Origin of the sequence: Nocardioides sp. B-3 (assembly GCF_024703895.1) — a bacterium.
GTDB lineage: Bacteria > Actinomycetota > Actinomycetes > Propionibacteriales > Nocardioidaceae > Nocardioides.
On sequence record NZ_CP087968.1, the window covers coordinates 3,010,290 to 3,030,891 of the forward strand.

General features: G+C 70.8%; 25 protein-coding genes and 9 pseudogenes. 14 read left to right on the forward strand and 20 right to left on the reverse strand.

The annotated features are described in order from the left end of the window. Positions 1–27 precede the first annotated feature (27 nt). From LP418_RS20030 to LP418_RS20040, 3 genes are all read right to left on the reverse strand, one after another. Entirely contained in the window at positions 28–249 is a 222-nt protein-coding gene (locus tag LP418_RS20030) for a hypothetical protein (RefSeq protein ID WP_257953387.1), read from the reverse strand. Beyond that, the gene (locus LP418_RS20035; protein WP_257953388.1) at positions 246–1,139 is read right to left on the reverse strand and encodes a S8 family serine peptidase; all 894 of its coding nucleotides are present in this window, start codon (positions 1,137–1,139) and stop codon (positions 246–248) included. Before LP418_RS20035 ends, LP418_RS20030 begins: the two co-directional genes overlap by 4 nt. A 147-nt stretch (positions 1,140–1,286) precedes the next feature. Further along, a complete protein-coding gene (locus LP418_RS20040) occupies positions 1,287–1,808 on the reverse strand; it encodes a hypothetical protein (protein WP_257953389.1) in 522 nt (173 codons plus the stop codon). Positions 1,809–1,983: 175 nt separating this feature from the next. Between LP418_RS20040 and LP418_RS20045 the strand changes: the two genes are divergently transcribed. Next, entirely contained in the window at positions 1,984–2,268 is a 285-nt protein-coding gene (locus LP418_RS20045) for a DUF4193 domain-containing protein (RefSeq protein ID WP_257953390.1), read from the forward strand. Positions 2,269–2,316: 48 nt separating this feature from the next. On the opposite strand, the gene LP418_RS20050 is transcribed toward LP418_RS20045, so the two are convergent. The 9 genes from LP418_RS20050 to LP418_RS20090 form a co-directional block, all read right to left on the reverse strand. Next, the gene (locus LP418_RS20050; RefSeq protein WP_257953391.1) at positions 2,317–2,883 is read right to left on the reverse strand and encodes a TetR/AcrR family transcriptional regulator; all 567 of its coding nucleotides are present in this window, start codon (positions 2,881–2,883) and stop codon (positions 2,317–2,319) included. Positions 2,884–2,900: 17 nt separating this feature from the next. Then, complete coding sequence (locus tag LP418_RS20055; RefSeq protein ID WP_257953392.1) at positions 2,901–3,263, reverse strand: SPW repeat domain-containing protein; 363 nt, start codon at positions 3,261–3,263, stop codon at positions 2,901–2,903. 45 nt (positions 3,264–3,308) lie between these two features. Next, a complete protein-coding gene (locus tag LP418_RS20060; RefSeq protein WP_336275772.1) occupies positions 3,309–3,779 on the reverse strand; it encodes a glycosyltransferase in 471 nt (156 codons plus the stop codon). Next, positions 3,743–4,453, reverse strand: a complete 711-nt coding sequence (locus LP418_RS20065) for a hypothetical protein (protein ID WP_257953394.1) — start codon at positions 4,451–4,453, stop codon at positions 3,743–3,745. Before LP418_RS20065 ends, LP418_RS20060 begins: the two co-directional genes overlap by 37 nt. A 65-nt stretch (positions 4,454–4,518) precedes the next feature. Further along, positions 4,519–4,845 (reverse strand): hypothetical protein, encoded by a 327-nt coding sequence (locus LP418_RS20070; protein WP_257953395.1) that lies wholly within the window; start codon positions 4,843–4,845, stop codon positions 4,519–4,521. Continuing rightward, positions 4,829–5,833, reverse strand: a complete 1,005-nt coding sequence (locus LP418_RS20075) for an MXAN_6640 family putative metalloprotease (protein ID WP_257953396.1) — start codon at positions 5,831–5,833, stop codon at positions 4,829–4,831. Before LP418_RS20075 ends, LP418_RS20070 begins: the two co-directional genes overlap by 17 nt. A 240-nt stretch (positions 5,834–6,073) precedes the next feature. Further along, entirely contained in the window at positions 6,074–6,355 is a 282-nt protein-coding gene (locus tag LP418_RS20080) for a hypothetical protein (RefSeq protein ID WP_257953397.1), read from the reverse strand. An 85-nt stretch (positions 6,356–6,440) separates the two neighbouring features. Then, a complete protein-coding gene (locus LP418_RS20085) occupies positions 6,441–7,508 on the reverse strand; it encodes an MXAN_6640 family putative metalloprotease (RefSeq protein WP_257953398.1) in 1,068 nt (355 codons plus the stop codon). Beyond that, positions 7,508–7,903 carry an adenylyltransferase/cytidyltransferase family protein gene (locus tag LP418_RS20090; protein WP_257953399.1) on the reverse strand — a complete coding sequence of 132 codons (396 nt, stop codon included), beginning with the start codon at positions 7,901–7,903 and terminating at the stop codon, positions 7,508–7,510. The genes LP418_RS20085 and LP418_RS20090 overlap by 1 nt, the downstream gene beginning before the upstream one ends. Positions 7,904–8,127: 224 nt before the next feature. Between LP418_RS20090 and LP418_RS20095 the strand changes: the two are divergent. The 4 genes and pseudogenes from LP418_RS20095 to LP418_RS33980 all read left to right on the forward strand — a co-directional run. Next, a pseudogene (locus LP418_RS20095) lies at positions 8,128–8,265 on the forward strand (DUF445 family protein); the annotation flags it as partial. A 49-nt stretch (positions 8,266–8,314) separates the two neighbouring features. Next, positions 8,315–8,920, forward strand: a pseudogene (locus LP418_RS20100) (DUF445 family protein); the annotation flags it as partial. Then, on the forward strand, positions 8,860–9,216 hold the full coding sequence (locus LP418_RS31245) for a DUF445 family protein (protein WP_336276108.1): 357 nt from the start codon (positions 8,860–8,862) through the stop codon (positions 9,214–9,216). The pseudogene LP418_RS20100 and the gene LP418_RS31245, both read left to right, overlap by 61 nt. An 84-nt stretch (positions 9,217–9,300) precedes the next feature. After that, entirely contained in the window at positions 9,301–9,426 is a 126-nt protein-coding gene (locus tag LP418_RS33980) for an RNA-binding S4 domain-containing protein (protein ID WP_442939965.1), read from the forward strand. A 137-nt stretch (positions 9,427–9,563) separates the two neighbouring features. Here LP418_RS33980 and LP418_RS20115 read toward each other — a convergent pair. The 3 genes and pseudogenes from LP418_RS20115 to LP418_RS20125 all read right to left on the reverse strand — a co-directional run bounded on the left by LP418_RS20115 (position 9,564) and on the right by LP418_RS20125 (position 11,310). After that, a pseudogene (locus LP418_RS20115) lies at positions 9,564–9,906 on the reverse strand (FKBP-type peptidyl-prolyl cis-trans isomerase). A gap of 38 nt (positions 9,907–9,944) precedes the next feature. Next, entirely contained in the window at positions 9,945–10,376 is a 432-nt protein-coding gene (locus LP418_RS20120; protein ID WP_257953400.1) for a CBS domain-containing protein, read from the reverse strand. Between the two features lie 33 nt (positions 10,377–10,409). Further along, a pseudogene (locus tag LP418_RS20125) lies at positions 10,410–11,310 on the reverse strand (inositol monophosphatase family protein). A 42-nt stretch (positions 11,311–11,352) separates the two neighbouring features. On the opposite strand from LP418_RS20125, the gene LP418_RS20130 reads away from it, so the two are divergent. Then, entirely contained in the window at positions 11,353–11,706 is a 354-nt protein-coding gene (locus LP418_RS20130) for a DUF2231 domain-containing protein (RefSeq protein WP_257953401.1), read from the forward strand. Between the two features lie 394 nt (positions 11,707–12,100). Here LP418_RS20130 and rsgA read toward each other — a convergent pair. The 4 genes and pseudogenes from rsgA to LP418_RS20150 all read right to left on the reverse strand — a co-directional run bounded on the left by rsgA (position 12,101) and on the right by LP418_RS20150 (position 16,463). After that, a pseudogene (gene rsgA, locus LP418_RS20135) lies at positions 12,101–13,094 on the reverse strand (ribosome small subunit-dependent GTPase A). A gap of 198 nt (positions 13,095–13,292) precedes the next feature. Continuing rightward, a pseudogene (aroA, locus tag LP418_RS20140) lies at positions 13,293–14,381 on the reverse strand (3-phosphoshikimate 1-carboxyvinyltransferase); the annotation flags it as partial. 23 nt (positions 14,382–14,404) lie between these two features. After that, the gene (locus tag LP418_RS20145) at positions 14,405–14,674 is read right to left on the reverse strand and encodes a hypothetical protein (RefSeq protein ID WP_257953402.1); all 270 of its coding nucleotides are present in this window, start codon (positions 14,672–14,674) and stop codon (positions 14,405–14,407) included. Between the two features lie 271 nt (positions 14,675–14,945). Then, positions 14,946–16,463 (reverse strand): zf-HC2 domain-containing protein, encoded by a 1,518-nt coding sequence (locus LP418_RS20150; protein WP_257953403.1) that lies wholly within the window; start codon positions 16,461–16,463, stop codon positions 14,946–14,948. A 308-nt stretch (positions 16,464–16,771) separates the two neighbouring features. Between LP418_RS20150 and LP418_RS20155 the strand changes: the two genes are divergently transcribed. The 8 genes and pseudogenes from LP418_RS20155 to LP418_RS33985 all read left to right on the forward strand — a co-directional run bounded on the left by LP418_RS20155 (position 16,772) and on the right by LP418_RS33985 (position 20,142). Next, entirely contained in the window at positions 16,772–17,119 is a 348-nt protein-coding gene (locus tag LP418_RS20155; RefSeq protein WP_257953404.1) for a hypothetical protein, read from the forward strand. Between the two features lie 24 nt (positions 17,120–17,143). Next, complete coding sequence (locus LP418_RS20160; RefSeq protein ID WP_257953405.1) at positions 17,144–17,530, forward strand: hypothetical protein; 387 nt, start codon at positions 17,144–17,146, stop codon at positions 17,528–17,530. Between the two features lie 19 nt (positions 17,531–17,549). Beyond that, positions 17,550–17,669: pseudogene (locus LP418_RS31255) on the forward strand (SOS response-associated peptidase family protein); the annotation flags it as partial. 85 nt (positions 17,670–17,754) lie between these two features. Next, positions 17,755–18,297 carry an SOS response-associated peptidase gene (locus tag LP418_RS20165; RefSeq protein WP_336275773.1) on the forward strand — a complete coding sequence of 181 codons (543 nt, stop codon included), beginning with the start codon at positions 17,755–17,757 and terminating at the stop codon, positions 18,295–18,297. 132 nt (positions 18,298–18,429) lie between these two features. After that, positions 18,430–18,948 (forward strand): alpha/beta hydrolase family protein, encoded by a 519-nt coding sequence (locus LP418_RS20170; RefSeq protein ID WP_257953406.1) that lies wholly within the window; start codon positions 18,430–18,432, stop codon positions 18,946–18,948. Positions 18,949–19,056: 108 nt separating this feature from the next. Next, positions 19,057–19,705: pseudogene (locus LP418_RS20175) on the forward strand (sigma-70 family RNA polymerase sigma factor). Continuing rightward, complete coding sequence (rsrA, locus tag LP418_RS20180; protein WP_257953407.1) at positions 19,702–19,980, forward strand: mycothiol system anti-sigma-R factor; 279 nt, start codon at positions 19,702–19,704, stop codon at positions 19,978–19,980. The pseudogene LP418_RS20175 and the gene rsrA overlap by 4 nt, the downstream one beginning before the upstream one ends. Before the next feature lie 86 nt (positions 19,981–20,066). Then, positions 20,067–20,142: pseudogene (locus tag LP418_RS33985) on the forward strand (50S ribosomal protein bL37). Between the two features lie 67 nt (positions 20,143–20,209). Here LP418_RS33985 and LP418_RS20185 read toward each other — a convergent pair. After that, a complete protein-coding gene (locus tag LP418_RS20185; RefSeq protein ID WP_257953408.1) occupies positions 20,210–20,581 on the reverse strand; it encodes a thioesterase family protein in 372 nt (123 codons plus the stop codon). Positions 20,582–20,602: the final 21 nt, after the last annotated feature.

Genomic DNA, 20,602 nt, shown 5'->3' on the forward strand with positions numbered 1-20,602 from the left:
CGTCCTTCCGACGCCTGAGGGTCGCCCCTACTCGCCGCTGGTTGGCTCAAGCCATTCTTCGGGCGCGAACTCACTGCCGAAGTCAGCGCATGCCTCGTTCTCGCAGCGCCCTTGAGTCTCGAAAGTGATGCCGGCGTTGCCTGAGGCCATCACCAGTGTGGCGTTGTCAGGTTGGAGGTGGCCGCCGTGCCGGAGCGGCTGGCCGCAGGTCGGACAGTGCGGGTCGCTCAGCTCGGCGGGGTCGGTCATTCAGTCACGGTAGGACCGATCGGCCGCCCTCGTCCATGGTCACGCGGCCCGCATCCGTTCAGCGCGTCTTCTTGCTCAACGTCAGCGCGTGGACACAGGTGAGCGCGGCCTTGGTGTCGACCATGCCGAGCCCGGAGTGGATGTCGAAGCCCGGGGTCATCATGTCGACGGCTGTCGAGAGCAGGCACTGCTTCGCCCGGGCCGGTGTTGCGTTCAGGGTTCGCCCGGAGCATCAGTGCCAACACGCCGGAGACGTGTGGGGACGACATCGACGTCCCGGAGATGCAGAAGTAGCCGGGCTGCTGGATCTCGGCGCACTCGGTCAGCGGGGCGAGCACGGAGGGGGACAGGGCGGCCATGATCGTGTCGCCGGGTGCCACCACGTCGACCTGCGGGCCGGTGCCGTCTGCCGCTCCTCGGCTGGAGAAGCCCGTGATCTCCCGGCCGGGCACGCAACCGGACGAGTCCACGGACTTGCAGGCGGCGCCGACGAGGACGGCTCCGTTGGCGGGGTCGTGGTAGCCGCCGATCGTGCCGGGCTCTGGCCCGTCGTTGCCGGCGGAGAAGACGACGTGGATGCCGCTGTCGACCACCGACCCGATCATCTGCGACATCGCGTCGAAGTCGGTCGGCTCGCCGCAGTCCAGTCCGAGGCAGTTCGGCTCGGTCGGGAGCAGGCCCCGGGAGTTCTGGGTGATGTCGATGCCGAACTCCTCGCGGTGCCGGATGGTCCAGTCGAAGGCCGCCAGCGCAGCCTCCTCCCAGTCGAGGTCGTCGACGATGCCGAAGCCCGGGGTCGCGACCCGCATCGAGATGAAGTCGACGCCCGGAGCGACGCCGGCGAGGTCCGGACCGCCCTGCGAGGCGGAGAGGCTGCCGTCGCCGCCCACCGTGCTGGCGACATGGGTGCCGTGACCGATCTCGTCCCGGGCGCCGGGGTGCCGGTCGACTCGGCATACGCATCCCACTGGTCCGCCGTGAAGCCGACCTGCTGGGCCGCCTCGGCGTAGGAGAAGTTGAGGCCCTTCACCACGCGGTCACCGAAGTCGGGGGTGGGGAGCGAAGATCCCGGAGTCGAGCACGGCCACGGTCACGCCCTCGCCGGTCACGCCGGGCCGGGTCGCGGTGACCTTCTTGCCGCCGACCCGGGTGGTGTACGTCGACGGCTGATCGACGCCAATCGCGTTGATCTGCTCCTTCGAGGCGTAGAGGTGTGACACCGGGCGCCGCTGCGGCTCCACCGCGATGACGCCCGGGAGGGTGCTGAGAAGGCTGACGAGCGGGAGGTCCGCCGTCACCGCCACGGCTCCGATGGACGGCAGCTCGATCGCCCGCTCCACACCGAGATCGCGCAGTGCCCCGAACGTGCCCGCCGGGACCACGCCGTCGGCGAAGGCCACGATGACCTTGCCGTGCCCCGCCTCGTCCGTCGGCACCGAAGGTGCGGCGATCGATGTCAGCTCGGGGCTCGCTCCGGCGGACACCGGCGCCATGAGAGCGGCGGCGCCGGTGGTGAGTACGGCGACGAGCGCCGCGAGACGCCGAGTGGGTCGAAGCATCGGGTGAACCTCCGTCGTGGGTCGTTGATGCGACCAACGAGGCGCGTGCCCAAGCGTTATCGCCAGCGGCGCACTAGCCCGAAGACGTCGCCGCTGTGCCGTTCGATCGGCCGGCATTGCGGGCCGCGTGAGAGTTCGGTCTACCATTCGCGCTCCGCCCTGAGAGGACGCCACCTTGGCCACCGACTACGACGCATCCCGCAAGACCGAAGACGAGCAGAAGGAAGAGAGCCGGGAGGCGCGACGCCTGACGTTGGGCGAGCAGGACAAGACGTCCGGAAAGATCGACGAGGACGAGACCGAGCTGGCCGAGTCCTACGAGCTTCCCGGCGCGGATCTCTCCGACGAGACCCTGTCCATCGAGGTCGTGCCGAAGCAGACCGACGAGTTCACCTGCACAGGCTGTTTCCTCGTGCAGCACGCGTCCAGAGCGGTCCTCACCGGCCGTCGATCTGTGTGACGACTGCGCCTGAAGATCCAACCCCGGCTCCCGGGTGAAGACGCCCGATCACGCCGGGCCCGGGGCCGCCACCGCCAACCCCACCACGGTGGCCGCCCCCTGCACGTCCGGCAGCGCGCCTCCCGACCTGCGCGCGTTGGCGTGGTCGAGCATGACGGAGACGAACGTCTCGGCCGCCCGGCGGCGCAGCGTCTTCGCCACGGTCCACTCGACGGCCCGGTCCAGCGCCTCCTCGGTGAGCTCGACGAGCGAACGACGCAGCTGGCGCAGGTGGTCGCGCACCTCCGGGTGAGTGCCGCTCTCGCGGAAGATGATCGTTCGCAGCACCAGCGAGTCGTGGTCCTCCATCCCGAGCCGCCGGTGCATGGCCAGCAAGGACCCGGCCGGGTCGCCCCGCCGTACGACACCAGCGAGGGTGTCCTTCGTCGGTGTCGGCAGCCGCTCCTGCAACAGCGTCAACAGCAGGTCGATCTTGCGTGGGAAGTAGTAGAACACCAGCCCCTTCGGCACCTTGGCGGCCTCGGCGACACGCGCCGTCGGCGTGCCGTCGAAGCCGTCGACGGCGAAGAGCTCTTCGGCCGCATTCAGGATGCGGGTACGGCGGTCAGCGGCCATCGGTCCTCACAGGTGGCCTAGTGCGCAATCGGTCCGTGGTGCATGTGCATCCTGTTCTCGACCCGGGGCATGCCCAGAACGCCGGCGACCACGGTGACCGCACCGACGATCCACGCCGTCAGGGCCATGTCGTCGAGGCGCTCGAAGCCCATCACCCACGGTGAGGCGATGAACAGCACGCCCATCAGCATGAGCGCATATTCCGAGATGCGATCCTCCGACATGGCCAACGACCACAGCGCGATCGCCGCGGTCACGACACCCGGGGCCACCAACGTCCACGTCGCAGTCTCGTTCGTCTGGGTCCAGAGGGGTGACAACGCCGCATAGGCGCCAGCCGCCAACGCCACCCGGGCCTGCCATCGCGTCCACTTCTGCATGACTGATCCTCTCCTTCACATCCGGACCCGTCGCCGTACGACGGATCATCCAGCTTCAGCATGCGCCTTGATTGACCGCCCGGTCAAGACTGCTTCTGCCACGTCGTCGGGGCTGGGCATCGCCGCGATGATGCCTCCCAGTCGCCGTGCCGCTTCTCGTTCCGGGGCGTGCTGCTCGGTCAACGACGTGACGGCCGCGGCGATCGATCCGGGCGGGGCGCCCGGGGGCACGATGCGGCAGGCGCCTTCCGCGGCGAGGTGGTCCGCGTTCCAGAACTGGTCGGCGCCCTGCGGCATCACGACCTGCGGCAGGCCATGGGCCGGGGCACCGATCACGGTGCCGGTTCCTCCGTGGTGCACGACGAGGTCGACGTGCGGCAGGACGTGCGCCTGAGGAACCTCCTGCTCGACGTGCACCGTGGGCGGCATGGCACCGAGGGAGCTCGGCTCCGTCCCGGGCCCCGTCGCGACCAGGGACCTCACATCCCGAGCCGGCGATCTCGAGTGCCGCCGCACGGAGCTGCTCCGCGTTGCCGAAGACCGTCCCCATGGTCAGGTAGGCCCGCGGGACCCGCCCGGTTTCCGAGCAGCCACGGCGGCACCGGACGGTCCGGGGACCGGGCCGTGGGTCGCATCGCCATCACCGGAAACGGTGGTGTGGCGTCGACGTCGGCCGGGAAGTGCGGGTGCGGGTCGATCAGCCCTTCGGCCAACGCGCCGGCGTCGGGCGCCCGGACCAAGGACGCCACCGTGTCGTAGATCGTCGACCACTGGCTGCCCCAACCGACGATGCCCGGGCAGAAGGCCCGGACACCGGTCCGGTGGGCAGCCATGGCGGCACCGACATTGCTCTGCTCGAAGATGACGAGGTCGGGTCGTTCTCGTTCCAGCACCCCGGTCATGACGTCCACGACGTGCGGCGCGCAGAGCTCGACGAACAGTGCCTGTCCGAGACCCTCGTCCGACACGGCGTCGCCCATCTGTTGGACGCGTCGCCCGATCTCCGACGTGGCGTCGGAGAAGGCCCACGACGCCTCGGCACCGGGGACGGTTCGCGCAGGCAATCGACTCGCGAACTCCTCGCCGGTCGCGAACGCGACCGTCGCCCCCGCCCGCTCGAGCGCAAGGGCCAGCGGAACCGGGGGATAGAGATGACCGAACGCCGGCAACGACGCCAGAACGACCTTCACGGCGACCTCATGCTCCGACCGTAGGCCGGATCCCGAGCCGAGTCATCACCTCATCCGGGGATGCGTCAGCGCTTCTTCAGCGCCCGGGTGGTGACCACAAACTTCTGGTCGTCGTCACGCGCCTTGCCGTGACATGCGAAGTCGGTGTCCTTGCCACAGCGGAAGCGCGTGGAGACGTTCGCGAACGACACGGAGATCGCCGCGATCGCAGCCGAGCTGAATGGCACGAGAGCACGAGCGCGGCCACGCCGATCGAAGGAGAGCGCCCGCGTCCCGACCGTTCCGTCGTGCTTGTGGACCAGCAGGCGCCCTTCCGGGGCAGCGCGAGGTGGGGCCTGCACGCTGACGCGCAGCTTCCACTTCCTGCCACCCGGGTCACCGCCGGGCCGCACGTGGATCGCGTCGGCGGACAGGTGGTCGAGCCCGGCGCGGACGACGTCCGACTTCGAGGCCCGCGACAGCGTCACGTCCGACTTGACCTTCGGGTCGGCGAACTCCGGCACCCCGGGCGCCTCGGCGTAGGAGCGGCTCGGCGTCACGTTGGCGGCCGCGAAGTCGGCGTACACATCGGTCAGGGACGACCTCTTCTTGCGCAGCACCGACCGGATGGCCTCGATGGAGTAGCGCCGGCCGTCGCGTCGCAGGCTGCCCGCGGCCTCCCGGGCCTTCTTCACCAGTCCGGTGCTGTAGCGCGAGGTGAGGTATTCCCAGAAGATCCAGTTGCCGTACTGGAAGCCGTAGGTCGAGCTGAACGCGTCGAGGGAGACGTAGGCCGCTCCGGAGCTGGCTGTACTGGAGGTACTGCCGGTTGTCGTTGATGCTGTCGGCGACCTGCTCCTCCATCCGGGTGGCCGTGGACTCGAGCATCCACGGGTCCTCGTTGTAGTCGTAGGAGTACTGCACGGCGTGGAAGAACTCGTGCGCTGCGGTCACCGCGAGGTTGTTCTCGGGGGTCTGGTCGGGGAACTGGGCGGCGGCGTAGTCGTTGTCGAGCACGCAGAAGCCGCTCGCCGTGCGGGCCTTCTTGCGGAACTCCGCCGCGCAGTAGCCGTAGAGCCCGGTGCCGAGGTCCTTGAGGTAGACGTCGAGCTTGCCGTCGCCGCCCTTGTTCCCGTCCTTGCGCGGGGGACGGAAGCCGAGCTGGTTGACCTCGCGCTCGTAGACGTTCTCCATCGTGGTCAGCGTGAGCGCGACCCAGTCGAGGCTCGGGGGAGCGTCGGCGGTCGTCGGCACGTAGTGCACGCACACGTGGTCACCGCACTGGCTCGAGGACGGCACGGTGTAGCCGTTGGCGAACGGGTCGTCGGCCCCGTCCGTGGGCCGGGCGAGCAGCGAGGACGCCTCGAGTGCCTCCGAGCCGGTGAGGTCCGGCCGGGCCACCCACAGGTCGCGCAGCGGAGGGTGGCGGACGGGTCGCTGGAGAGCGCGTCGCCGGCGAGCACGCGGCCCGCGGTGTCGAGCGCGGTGAGCGCGACCCGGGCGTTGGGGTCGGCCGGAAGCGGAGTGGGGTCGGCAGCCGCCGTAGGCAAGGAAGTGGACAGCAGAGCCCCCACCACCACGGCAAGCACGGTTGACCTACGCACACAATCCCCTTCGTCGATGACCGCGATCGAGGCTACGTCAGCGCTGGGCGCGGACCACAGTCGCCGTCAGGCCGAACCGCTGGGCGTCGTCGCGCGGGACGCCCTGACAGGCGAACTGCGTGCGCTCCCCGCAGTCGTAGCGGGTAGACGCGTTGGCCAGCACGACCACCACGCGACGAACCCGGGAGCCGGCGAACTTCACGACGCGGCTGCCCTCGCCGCGCTTCAGCCTGATCGGCAGGTTCGCGACCTTGCCGGACGTCATGAAGACCTGTGCAGAAGCCGCGGCTCCGCTGCCGCGCGTCGCCGACACGGACACGCGCAGCTTCGCTGCCCCGCGCAGGGAAGCGCGCGGTCGGAAGGCGATCGCCCGCGACGTCAGATGCGGTACGCCGATGCGCCGGTCACGCCGGGACGAGTGACGTGGCCCCCGTGCGGACCGAGTCGTCGAGCTTCGCCGCACGGTAGGCGCTGCCCTCGTCGTAGCCACGGTGGGGGCTGAGATTGGCGCGCACGAAGGCCGCATACACCGACGAGAACGTGCCGCCCCGGCTCTCGACGAAGTGGCGCACGGCCTCGATCGAGAAGTCGTCGCGACGGCCCGGTCCCGCGTCGGCGCGGTCCCAGATCTGCCGGATCGCGTCGACGCCGTACCGCTGCTCGAGGAACTGGAAGAAGATCCAGTTGCCGTAGATGCCGAGGTCCGCGGCGGCGTGGTCGAGGGGGACGGTGCGGCGCCCGAGCTGGCCGGCGGAAAGATATTGCCGGTTGTCGTCGACGTCGTCGGCGACCTGCTCCTCCATCCGGGTGGCGCTCGACTCGAGGAACCAGCGGTCCTCATGCACGTCCATGCCGAACTGCACCGCGTGGAAGAGCTCGTGGGCCGCGGTGACCCGCAGGCTCTCGTCGGCCGGCATCGGGAAGCCGGCGAAGTCGTTGTCGAAGACGCAGTAGGACGACGCGTGGCCGGGGGCGCCCAGCACCGGCGCCTCCGGTGCGCAGTAGCCGTAGAGCCCGGCGCGACCGATGTCGGCGAGGTAGACGTCGAACTGGGCCGAGTCGCCGCGCCCGGAGTCCGACGGGACGCCGGGGTAGCCCAGCTCCGCCATCCGGGTGAGCGCGAGCTCGGTGACGTCCGGGTTGCGGCGCACCCAGTCAGGCGTCACGCCGTCCGACGCGGCCAGCGGGGGAGCGTCGGACGTGGTGGTGACGTAGTGCAGGCACACGGCCGCGCCGCACACCCCGGGGCGCGGGGCGGCGGGGTCCCAGAAGAACTCGCCCGAGCCGTCGGCGGGATCGGAAGGGCGGGCTGACACGGCGGAGCCGCGGGCCGAGAACGCGTCCCGGGCGACATATGCGTCCCGCAGGTCGAGCGTGTGGTCGCGGGACAGGGGCGGGACGTCCGCGACGGACTGCGTGGACGGCAGCACCGCCGCCACGAGGGCCAGCGCCGGGCCGGCGACCCTTCTCACTACATGTCCGCGATGTGTTCGATGATCGCGGTCGTGGAGATCGCCGGAGTGCGGGGGAGGTAGACGACCTCGCACACGTCGGCGTACTCATCGAACTTGCCGGCCCAGTCGTCGCCCATCACCAGCACGTCGGCGCCGTGCGTGACCGAGTAGTCGCGCTTGGCCTCGAGGCTCTCCTCGACGAAGACCTCGTCGACGACGCGCAGCGCGGACACGATCGCCAGCCGCTCGCCCCGGCTGAAGACGGGGGCGCGCCCCTTCTTCCTGATGTTGAGGGCATCGGCGGAGACGCCCACGACCAGCCGGTCGCCGAGCGCCGCCGCGCGTTCGAGCACCCGCAGGTGGCCGACGTGGAAGACGTCGAAGGTTCCGAAGGTGACGATGGTGCGCGACATGCGCGAAACAGTATCGGGCCGCCTGAGAGGATCTCCGCGTGTCCATCACCGCACCCATCTCGATCATCACGCCCGACCCGGGGGCCGACGAGGCGCGCCGTCGCGGACTGCGCCAGATGCGGACGGTCGCGGTCTCCCTGCTCGTGCTGGCCGCCATCGTGTACGTCGCCACGCTGGGCCGCGACGGGGCGTGGGGGTTCGTCAATGCCGGCGCCGAGGCGTCGATGGTCGGCGCCATCGCCGACTGGTTCGCGGTGACCGCGCTCTTCAAGCACCCGCTCGGCCTGCCGATCCCGCACACCGCCCTGATCCCCAAGCGCAAGGACGAGCTCGGCAAGGGGCTGGAGGAGTTCGTGGGGGAGAACTTCCTCCGGGGAGGACATCATCCGCGACCGCACCGGCGCCGCGCAGATCTCGGCGCGGGTTGGAGACTGGCTCTCCGACCCGGCCAACGCCCGGCGCGTGGTCGACGAGGTGTCCGACGTCGCCGCCATCGCGCTCGACAAGATCCGCGACGACCACATCGCCGACCTCGTCAACGACGCCTTCGTGCCGCGCTTCCGCGAGGAGCCGATCTCGCCGATCCTCGGCAGCCCGGTCACCGAAGCGGTCCGCGACGACCTGCACCACGGCGTCATCGACCTCGCCCTCGAGGAGCTGCACCGCTGGCTGGTGCACAACGGCGAGACCTTCACCGACGTGCTCAGCGAGCGCGCCCCGTGGTGGGCGCCGCCGCGGCTCAACGAGGCCGTCACCCAGCGCCTCCACCTCGAGGCGATCCGCTGGATCGCCGACATCCGCGACAACCCCGACCACCACGCCCGCGACGCGATCGACTCGATGCTCAGCCAGCTCGGCCGGGACCTGCTGACCAACCCGCAGACGCAGGAGCGCGCCGAGCGGTTCAAGGAGCGGCTGCTCGACCACCCGCAGGTCGTCACCACCGCCATCTCGCTGTGGAAGGCGATGCGCTCCGCCCTGCTGAGCTCGGTCCGCGACCCGCACGGGGCCGTGCGGCAGCGGATGCTCCTCGAGCTCAGCGCCTTCGCCGAGCGACTGCGCACCGACGCCCCACTGCGCGACAAGCTGGACAAGACGGCGGCCGACGTCGCCGTCTTCGCCGTCTCTCGCGGTACGGCGCCGAGCTGACCGCCGTCATCACCCACACCATCGAGCGATGGGACGGCAAGGAGGCCGCGCGCCGGATCGAGCTGCACGTGGGCCGCGACCTGCAGTTCATCCGGATCAACGGCACGATCGTCGGCGGACTCGTGGGCGTGCTGATCCACGCGATCAGCCTGCTGGTTCACTGACCCCATGAGCGAGCGAAGCGAGCGAGTCAATCAGCACTGTGCGTCCTGTGCCTCGTGCGCGCACGGAGCGAAGCGAGTACACGCATGAGCTCTGATGCGGTGGACGTGCCCATCAAGGACGAGAAGATCCGCCTCGGGCAGTTCCTCAAGCTCGCCAACCTGATCGACTCCGGCTCCGACGCCAAGCCGCTGCTGGCCGACGGCCGGTGAGCGTCAACGGCGAGGTGGAGACCCGGAGGGGCGCCAGCTCGTCGCGGGCGACGTGGTGACGCTGGCCGGACAGTCGGCCAGAGTCGCGTCAGGGGACGCCGAGATCGACGTCCCCCCGGTAGCGCTCGGTCGACCGGTCAGCTGACCTTGAGCAGGTCGACGACGAAGATCAGCGTCTCGCCGGGCTTGATGGCGCCGCCGGCTCCGCGGTCGCCGTACCCCGGGTGCGGGGGATGACGAGGCGACGACGGCCGCCGACCTTCATGCCCTGCACGCCGGTGTCCCAGCCCCGGATGACTCGGCCGATGCCGAGGCGGAAGTTGAGCGCGTCGCCACGGTTGTAGGACGCGTCGAACTCCTCGCCCGTCGAGTGGGCGACACCGACGTAGTGGACCGACACGGTCGATCCGGCGGTTGCCTCCCGCGCCGTCACCCTCGATGAGGTCGGTGACCTCCCGGGTCGGCGGGAGCGTCTCCCATGTGCGGGTCGACGTCGGGCTTCTGCATGGTGAGGCCTTTCAGGTCTGGTGGACGTAGTTGTCCAGCTGGTCGCGCTCGAACTCGAGCTCGCCGATGCGATTCTTCACCACGTCGCCGATGCTGATGATGCCGGTCAGCTTGCCGTCGGTCAGGACGGGCACGTGCCGGATGCGGTGCTCGGTCATCACCTGCATGAGCTCGGTCAGCGCCTCGCTGCCCTCGCAGGTGCGCACGGTGGTGGTCATGATCTCGCTGACGAGCGCGTCGAGGATGTCGCTGCGCTCGTGCAGGCGGCGTACGACGTCACGCTCGCTGACGATCCCGTCGACGGTCTCGCCGTCGACGCTGACGATGAGGGCGCCGACGTTGTGCTCGGCGAGCAAGGTGACCAGCTCCCGCACGCTGGCCTCAGGGCTGATGGTGATGACGTCGTGGCTCGACTTGGCCTTGATCACGTCGTTGATGCGCATGGCTACCTCCGCGGGTGGTGTGTCACAGCCACGCTAGTCATTTGCGTCGCTGGGCGACAGGGGCGATCTCGCGCGCAGGTCGTGCACCGAACCCGCACCGCTCGGGCGCGAGTCCGGGTCGTCCGCGTCGTGCGGCATCGAGCCGAGGAAAGACAGGGCCGCGTCGTGCAGGTGGCCGTTGGAGGCGATCGCGTTGCCGCCGTAGGGACCGTCGGTCCCGTCCGGGGCCGTGAACCGGCCGCCGGCCTCGCGCACGATCACGTCGAGCGCGGCCATGTCGTAGAGCTCGAGCTCGGGCTCCGCCGCCGGGTCGACCGTGCCCTCGGCCGGGAGCATGTAGGACCAGAAGTCGCCGTACGCCCGGGTGCGCCAGCAACGGCGGGTGAGCGAGACGAAGTCCCGGAGCCGGTCGCGCTGGTCCCAGCCGGACAGCGAGCTGTAGGACAGGGATGCGTCCTCCAAGCGCCGCACGTCGGAGACCTCGCACTTCGTGGCCTTCATCAGCGACCGGCCGGTCCAGGCGCCGCCGCCCTTCACCGCCCACCAGCGTCGTTGCAGCGCGGGGGCCGACACGACGCCCATGACGACCTCGCCGTCGACCGCGAGCGCGATCAGCGTGGCCCAGACGGGGACACCGCGGACGAAGTTCTTGGTGCCGTCGATCGGGTCGATGATCCACTGGCGCTGGCTGTGGCCGGTGGAGCCGGTCTCCTCGCCGAGCACCGCGTCCCGGGACCGGGCCCGCGAGAGCGTACGGCGGATGCCCTCCTCCACCGCCCGGGTCGGCGTCCGTCACGGGACTCAGGTCGGGCTTGCTCATCACGTGCAGGTCGAGCGCCTTGAACCGCGACATCGTCAGCGAGTCGGCGTCGTCAGCCAGCACGTGCGCGAGGCGCAGGTCATCGGTGTAGTCGGTGGGGCCGGTGATGGGCATGGTCCACAGGCTATTCCCAGTGTTCGGGTCTAGCGTGCTCCCATGGAGATCAACGGTGTTCCCCTGCACCCGCTGGTGGTGCACGCGGTCGTCATCTTCGGCCCGCTCGCAGCGCTGACCGGGCTCGCCTACGCCTTCGTCCCGGCGTGGCGATGGCTGCTGCGCTGGCCGCTCGTCGCACTGTCGCTCGTCGTCGCCGCCACCGCGATCGTCGCCGTCGCGGCCGGCGAGTCGCTGCTCGACTCCCGCCCGGAGCTGGAGCCGCTGGTCGCCGACCACGAGGAGCGGGGCCGGCTGCTGCGCATCTGGGCGGCGACGTTCGTCGTCGACGCGGCCCCTCGCCGCCCGGGCACTGGGCGGTCCGTCCGCCCCGGCCTCGGGTCGGGGTGCGCGTGAGTCGCGTGGCGTCATCGGCTGGCTCGCGATGGCGCTGCTCGTCGTCGGCCTCGATCGGCCTGTTGGTGCTGGTCTTCCCGGCCGGCGACTCCGGCGCGCGGGCTGTTTGGGGCTAGCCGCGTCGGCCCAGTGCGCCGGCATCCCGGCGTGCGCGCCCAGTCTTTCGCCAGCCTCCTCGCGCTACCGAACAGTCAGGGGCCTCTGATCGGGCGGAACCCCCTGACTGTTCGGTAGCGGGCCGGGTGAGGCTGTCGCCGTACGACCTGTCGACCCAGCCCAGCGTGGGCACCCATCAGGCGAGTCCTGCACCTGTCAGGGGTTTCAACACCTGACACGTGAGGAAGTCCCCGGATATCCGGGGACTTCACCACATGTCAGGGAACTTCTACGACGATCAGTACTCCGCCGCGCCCTCACGCGCGGAGAGCAGCCGCCGGAACGACTCGACCCGGTCGGGGTCTGCCTCGCCGGCCTCGACCGCGACGTCGAGGCCGCACTCGGGCTCGCCGGTGCCGTGGGAGCAGCCGCGTGGGCAGTCCTCGGTCATCTCCTCGAGGTCGGGGAAGGCGCTGATCAGGTCTTCCGGCTGCACGTGCGCGAGCCCGAAGGAGCGGATGCCGGGGGTGTCGATGATCCAGCCGTCGCCGCCGGGGAGCTCCAGCATGTAGGCCGACGTCGACGTGTGCCGCCCGCGCCCGGTGACGGCGTTGACGATGCCGACGTCGCGGTTGGCGGTGGGGATCAGCGCGTTGACCAGCGTGGACTTGCCGACGCCCGAGTGGCCGACGAACACGCTGGTGCGCCCGCGCAACCGGTCGCGCACCTCGGCCGGGTCGCCGCCGCGCTCGGTCACTACCCACGGCACGCCCGGGGGAGCGGTAGGTCGACAGCAGCACCTCCGGGTCGGCGAGGTCGGCCTTGGTGAGGCACAGGAGCGGCGCCATACCGGCATCGAAGGCCGCGACCGGGGCGCGGTCGATCAGTCGGGGCCGGGGCTCGGGATCGGCCAGCGCGGTGACGACGACGAGCTGGTCGGCGTTGGAGACGATGACGCGCTCGACGGGGTCGTCGTCATCGGCTGTACGGCGAAGCGTGGTCGTGCGAGGGACGACCTCCACGATCCGTGCCAGCGAGCCGTCGACCCCGGACACGTCGCCGACGACGCGGACGCGGTCGCCCACGACGACGCCCTTGCGGCCCAGCGGACGCGACTTCATCGCCATCACCGTGGTGCCGTCGATCAGCAGCGTGAACCGCCCTCGGTCGACCGTGACGACCACCCCGGACACGGCGTCGTCGTAGGTCGGGCGGTCCTTGGTGCGCGGGCGGGTGCGCCGACGGGGGCGCTCGTAGTGCTCCCGGTCGTGATCGGTGTAGCGGTTGGTCACTGGTCCACCCGAGTGAGCCCCACCAGGTCGGTCCAGGCCCCGGCGAAGTCGGGGAAGGTCTTGGAGGTCGTGGCGATGTTCTCCACGAGCACCCCGTCGACCGCCGAGCCGATGATCACGCCGGCGTGCGCCATCCGGGTGGTCGGCATAGGTCCGGAAGGTGCCGCCGTGCAGGGGAGCGGGCCGGATCGAGAGCCCGTCGGCGTGCTCGGTGACGTCGGCGCCGAGGTTGCCGAGCTCCGCGGCGAGGGCGGCCGGGCGGTCGGTCTCGTGGTGGCGGATGTGGCCGACGCCGCGCAGGTGCGAGGGGAGTCGGCGAGGGCACACAGGGCCGCGATCGCGGGGGTGAGCTCGCCGATGTCGTGCAGGTCGATGTCGACGCCGTGGATCGCGCCGGTGCCGCGGACGGTCAGCCCGTCGTCGTCGAGCGTGACCGAACACCCCATCTGGGTGAGAACGTCCCTCAACGAATCGCCCGGCTGGGTCGTGGAGGCCGGCCAGTCGCGGATCGTGATGGCCCCGCCGGTCGTCGCGGCCAGCGCCACGAAGGGCGCCGCGTTGGACAGGTCGGGCTCGATCGACTCGTCGAGCGCCGCGATCGGGCCGGGCGCGACGGCCCAGCGGTTGACGTCGGCGTCGTCCACCTCGACCCCGCGCGCGGAGCATCGCGATCGTCATCTCGATGTGGGGGAGCGAGGGCACCGGCTTGCCGTCGTGCCGAACGTCGACGCCGGTGTCGTAGCGCGCGCCCGCCAGCAGCAGCGCCGAGATGAACTGCGACGACGCGCTCGCGTCGATCACCACCGTGCCGCCACGCACCGAGCCGGTGCCGCGGACGGTGAACGGCAGCGAGCCACGGCCGCCGTCCTCGATGTCCACGCCCAGTCCGGCGAGCGCCGTCAGCACCTCACCGACGGGCCGCTGGCGCATGTGCGGGTCGCCGTCGAAGGCGATGGTGCCGCTCGACAGGCCGGCCACCGGCGGCACGAACCGCATCACCGTGCCGGCCGGGCCGCAGTCGACCGCCGCGTCCTCGGTCAGCAGGCCGGGCGAGATCCGCCAGTCGTCACCCTCGTCGCAGACGCCGACGCCCATCGCGGCCAGCCCGGCGACCATCAGCAGGGTGTCGCGCGATCGCAGCGGTCGGCGTACGACACTCGGGCCGTCGGCCAGTGCCGCGAGCACGAGCGCGCGGTTGGTCAGGGACTTGCTGCCGGGCAGCGAGACGACCCGCTCGACGGGCGTGGTCGGGCGTGGAGCCGGCCACGGGTCCGCAAGAGAGGTCACGCGCGAACCCTATCGGTGGGAGATCAGGTGAGCTGGGCCTTGGCCAGCCCGGCCTCACGGCGGGCGTCCTTGGCGAGCCGACGAGCCTCGCGCTTGACGTCGGTCGCGGCATGACGCGCGCGCCACGCCACGCCGGGCTTGCCGTCGGTGTCGGCCCCGGCGATCAGCAGCCCGCCGAACATCGAGACGTTCTTGAAGAAGTGCACCTTCTGGTTGCCCTTGACCGCGGGGTCGGACTCCTCCCAGAACCGGTGCGCGGCCGCCGTGGTCGGCACCAGCGTTGCCGCCAGCACGGTGGACGCGAGCCGCGGCGCGTGGCCGGTCGCGAGCGCGACGCCGGCGAGGACCCGGACGCCGGCGTTGAGACGGACCCGGGGTCGCGGCGTCGGTCGGGATCGGCGCCTGCGGAGCCACCCGCTTCACCATCGGCACGACCTTGTCGGTGATCGGCTGGGCCGTGCCGGCGAGTCGGCCGGCGTTCTTGAAGGCGTTGATGCCGCCCACGACGAACATCGAGGCCAGCATCGGACGGGCGATCAGTCTGGTGACGGTCATGACTCCTTCCTACACGACGAGGGGGAGGACGAGTCCACCCTTGCGTGTCACTTGGAGTCGAGCACCAGCGTCGCTGTGTTGTTCGCCGGGTTGGGGTCGACGGCACCGCCGGACACCGTCACGGTCACGCTCGCGTTGCCGTTGGGGATCCGATCCGCGTGTACGGCGATGGGCGCCGACCCGGTCACGGTGCAGACGAGGCCCGCGCCCTGCGTCTGGCAGCGCCCGTCGCTCGTGGTCAGGGAATCGACGTTCCCCCCAGAGATCGTGACGGTGGCTGCCCCACCATCGGGGATGCCGGTCGCGACCACGGAGAGGTCCTCGACGTTCCCCTTCCGGGCGGTCGAGGAGACGGTGATCGCGAGGTCGGGCGCAGGCACGACCGTCGGCGTCGGCGTCGGTGTGGGGGTCGGCGTGGGTGTCGGCGTCGGGGTGGGGGTCGGCGTCGGCGTCGGCGTCGGCGTCGGCGTCGGCGTCGGCGTGGGGGTCGGCGTGGGGGTCGGTGTCGGGGGTGGCCGTGGGCGTCGGATCCTTGGTCGGTGGATCCACCGTCGGGTCCGGGGTCGGGTCCGGGGTCGGTGTGGCGGCCTCCGACGTCGGAGTCGTCGCAGGGTCCGCGGGCGCAGTGGTGATGTCGATGGCGGTCGTCGCCTTCGGCGTCCGTCGCGCCCGGGCGCCCTTCGTCGTCGCGGACGGGGACGACGGGATCGGCGCCGGGTCGCTGGTGGTCGCGATCGCGGAGGCGGCCTCCCTCGGCGGCTTGACGGGCTCGTCGGCCAGCGCCACGAACGTCAGCCCGGCGACCGCAGCCGCGGCGGCGACGCCGCCCGCGGCCGAGACTCCCGCGTTGGCGACCACGAAGTCCTTGGCCCGGTCGGCGAACCCCAGCAGCAGCGCGCCGACGCCCACGGCCGACGCGGCCGAGGTGGTGGCGAGGTAGCCCACGGCTGCGCTGCCCGGGAGCAGCGGCGCGATGATCGCGCCGAGGTTGGAGTTGACGTCGACGAGCTCGAGGTAGATCGCGGCGCAGGCACGGCACTCCTCGAGGTGCGTGTCGACCTTGGCCACGTCGCGCTTGGAGAGCCCGTTGCGGATGTAGGGGCCGATGTGGTCGTGCGTCCAGCGGCAGGTCTCGCCCTCGATGTCGGCCACGTGCTCGTTGAGGAACGCCTGCCGCAGGCCCTCTCGTGCGCGATAGGCCAAAGCGGAGACGGAGTTGGCCGACATCCCGAGCAGCGGCGCGATCTCCGCCGGCTTCTGCTCCTCGACCTCGGTGTGCCACAGCACCAGCTGCCAACGCTCGGGCAGGGAGGCGAACGCGCGAGCCGCCGCCTCGTTCTCGAAGCCCTCGATGGTGGTGTCACGGAAGGGGACCCCCGGGTCGAACATCTCCATGTCGTCGCTGGTCTGCAGCTTGGACGACGCCCGGATCTTGTCGACGCGCAACCGGCGCACGGCGGTCAACAGGTAGGCCCGGAACGCGATGTCCGGCCCACCACCGCGCTGCAGCACGCCCAGCACCTTCATGAACGCCTCGGAGACGAGGTCGTCGGCGTCGCCGGGGGGACACCAGCTGGCGAGCCAGTCGCTGCGCCGCCAAGAAGTGCCGGTCGAACAGGTCGCCGTACGCGTCCAGGTCGCCTTCGCGCACAGCGGAGATCAGCTCGGCGTCAGACCGAGTGTCTTCTATCGCTTGTGCGCTCATGGGGCATCTCGACGTTCGTCGTGGGGGAAGCGTCAGTGGAGTCACTGTAGGACCGGATCGGCCCCGTGAGTCGGGATTGACGTGAGTTGGCTCACAAGATTTTGCCATGTCTCGGCGTCATGGCCTCACGGTGACCACGTTTCACGCCGAGGGACCACTCGATCGAGGAGCAGATGTGGCCAGATTCGCGATGCTGGGAAGGCGCCCGACGGCTCGGTCGGCCTACCCGAGCGGCTTCGAGGCGGTCGGCGAGGCGCTGGCCTCGGGACACGACCCCGCCGAGGCCTGTGCGGTCGCCGGGCGCGAGCTGGCCGTCGACGGCATCTCCGTGGCGGAGGCGCTCACCGACCTGCGCGCCACGTGGCTCCGTGTGCGCGGCACCGATCCGCCGTACGCCGCTCTGTCGGCCCTCGTCGTCGCTCCGGGACCGACTCCACGCTGGCCTACCTCCACCACCTGTCCTGCGAGGACCCGATGACCGGCCCTGGCCAGCCTCGGGCACGTGCGCGGGCGGATCTCCGAGCTCTACCTGCAGACCGACGCGGTCCGGGACCAGTGGGCCGCGGTCGTGGTCGAGCTGCCCGCGCCCGCCGTGCACGCCGCCGACGACTGCACCGTCGGCGAACGGCTGGTCCACTCGATGCGACTCGTGCGGGCAGCCCGGGCGGTGCGCACCGTCTTCGTGCACGGCGAGACGATCGGGCGGGCCGGCAACCGACGGATCCCGGCGATCGTGGAGCGAGACGACAGACTGGGGGACCGGGTCGGGCTGCTGCACCGGTTGCTCGACGACTCCGGTCCCGAGGCGCCCGCTCCGCGCGTGTGGGTCGAGGGACTGCCCGCCACGGACCACGCGGCGGAGCTGCTGCTCGACGAGCTCGCGCGCTGACCTCACTAGGCTGGACCACATGTGCGGTCGCTACGCCTCCTCCCGGCAGCCCGAGGACCTGATCGAAGAGTTCGAGGTCGTCGCCGACCGCACGCCCGCGCCGCTGGCCGCCGACTACAACGTCGCGCCGACCAAGGAGGTCTACGCCGTGGTCGAGCGCCCGCCGACCAAGGACAGCCCGGAGCCGCCCGAGCGCCAGCTGCGCGTCTTCACCCGGGGCTCCGGTGCCGTCGTGGGCCAAGGACCCGAGCATCGGCAACCGGATGATCAACGCCCGGATGGAGACGGTCGCCGAGAAGCCTGCCTACAAGAAGGCCTTCGCCGTACGCCGTTGCCTGCTGCCCGCCGACGGCTACTTCGAGTGGTATCCCACCTCGCAGACCAACGCCAAGGGCAAGCCGGTCAAGCAGCCCTACTTCATCCGCCCCGCCGACGGCGGCGTGCTGGCGATGGCCGGCCTCTACGAGATCTGGCGCGACCAGACCCGCGCAGACGACGATCCCGACCGCTTCCGCTGGACCTGCACCGTGCTCACGACCCGGGCCGAGGACTCGCTGGGCCACATCCACGACCGGATGCCGCTGATGGTCGAGCGCGACCGATGGGGCGACTGGCTCGACCCGCGCGTCGGCGGCGAGCTCTCGCTGCTCGTCCCGGCCGCACCGGGCAGCCTCGAGGCCTACCCCGTCGCGGCGCTGGTGAGCAACGTGCGCAACAACGGACCCGAGCTGGTCGAGCCACTCCCGCTGGAGGACGCACTCTCATGATCAAGGCCGTGGTCCGCACCATCTCGACGCCGTACGGCGACGGCCGACTGCACGTACGCCGCGCGGTCAGCCCCATCGCGACGCTGTTGCTGAGCCACGGCGCCGGGCGCGGCGTGGACGCTCCCCGACCTGATGGCCCCGGCCGGGGCCCTGCCGGCGCAGGGGATCAGCGTGCTGCTCTTCGAACAGCCCCGGCACGTCGCCGGTCGCAAGATCGCGACCCCGCCCGCCACCCTCGACGCCGGCCTGATCGCCGCGGCCAACACCTTGCGCACCCAGACCCCGCTCGTGGTCGGCGGCCGGTCCGCGGGTGCACGTTCGGGCGCGCGCTGTGCGAAGGGGCTGGGGGCCCGTGGCGTGCTCGCCCTGTCGTTCCCGCTGCACCCGCCGGGCAAGCCGGACAAGACGCGGGTGGACGAGCTGCGCGGTGCCGGGTTGCCGATCCCGGTCGTGCAGGGGGAGCGCGACCCGATGGGCCGCCCGGAGGAGTTCCCCACGGACGTGCGCGGCCTCGACATGACGGTCATCCCCGAGGCGGACCACGGGCTCAAGGTCCCCCAGCGCGCGGCGCTCTCGCAGGCCGAGTCGCTGGGCATCGTCGTCGAATCGACGCTGGAGTGGCTGATCCGCGACATCGCCGGCTCGCACTGATCTGCTGGGAATCAACCCGGGGTGGGTCGCGTTGAGGTCGACATGCTGGCTACCCGACCCCGTCCTCGTGAGCTGGACGACGCCGAAGCGGCGGTAGTGTGGAAGACGATGACTGAATCACTTTCCGACCCACTGGCCGACGCCGTCCCCGACGACCTCCTCGAGACCGAGTCCGCCGACGAACGCTCGGCGCGGTTCGAGCGCGACGCGCTGCCGTTCCCGGACCAGCTGTACGGCGCCGCGATGCGCATGACCCGCAACCCGGCCGACGCCGAGGACCCGGTGCAGGAGACCTTCGCCAAGGCCTACTCCGCGTTCCACCAGTTCAAGCCGGGCACCAACCTCAAGGCGTGGCTCTACCGCATCCTCACCAACACCTACATCAACACCTATCGCAAGAAGCAGCGCCAGCCGCAGCAGTCGATGGCCGAGGATGTCGAGGACTGGCAGCTGGCCCGGGCGGAGTCGCACAGCTCCACCGGCCTGAAGTCCGCCGAGATGGAGGCGCTCGAGCACCTCCCCGACTCCGAGGTGAAGGACGCGCTGCAGCGCCTGCCCGAGGAGTTCCGCCCGGCGGTCTACCTCGCCGACGTCGAAGGCTTCCCCGTACAAGGAGATCGCCGAGATCATGAACACCCCCATCGGCACCGTGATGTCCCGGCTGCACCGCGGCCGCCGCCAGCTGCGCGACATGCTCTCCGACCACGTCCGCGCCAACGACCTGCTGCCCAGCGGCGCGACGAAGGGGAAGTCATGAGCGAGTCCACCAGCCCGCACAGCCACGGCAAGGACGAGTGCTCGGACTACCTCGACCGCATCGTCTTCTTCCTCGACAACGAGCTGGACGACGCCGACTGCTCCGAGGTGCGCGTGCACCTCGACGAGTGCGGCCCGTGCTCGGAGAAGTACGACCTGCAGCGCACCGTCAAGCAGATCGTGGCGCGCTCCTGCTCGGAGTCGGCTCCCGACGGCCTGCGCGAGCGCGTGCGGATCCAGATCCGCGAGGTCCAGGTCCGCATCAACGAGGGCTGATTGGCTCGATCGCCTCTCGTTTGAGAGGATGACCCTCAGCCCTGTCACGGGCAACGAGCAGGGCTAACGATTTCTGGAGGAACACCATGGGCAAGACCGGACGCAAGCGCCGCGCTCTGCAAGAAGAAGAAGGCGAACCACGGCAAGCGCCCCAACGCCTGAGCGCATTCCACGCAAGCCCCCGGCTCCTTCCTCGCGAAGGCCGGGGGTTCGCTGTATTTCGGGGTTTTCAGACCCTGCTCATGAACCGTTCCGCGTCGACCACGACCCGGGTCACCTCGCCTGCCCCGACCACGCGCCCGCCGTCCACGTGACGCGCGGACACCGTGAACCTGTGCAGTCGCCCGTCGACGTACGCCGAGGAGGCAGCCACCTCCAGCACGGCGCCGACCGGGCTTGCGGCGAGGTGCTCGAGGGTGACCCGAGTGCCGACGCTGGTCCCGCCCGCGGGCAGCGCCGACTCGATGGCGGCGCAGGTCGCGGCCTCGCACCACGCCGGGAGGCGCGGGGTGCCGAGGACCGGCAGCGACCCGCTGCCGACGGCGATCGCGGTGTCCTCGTCGGTGACGGTGAACCTGAGTGTCGCCTGCTGCTCGGCCATGCCCGGATCCTAGGCTGCAGA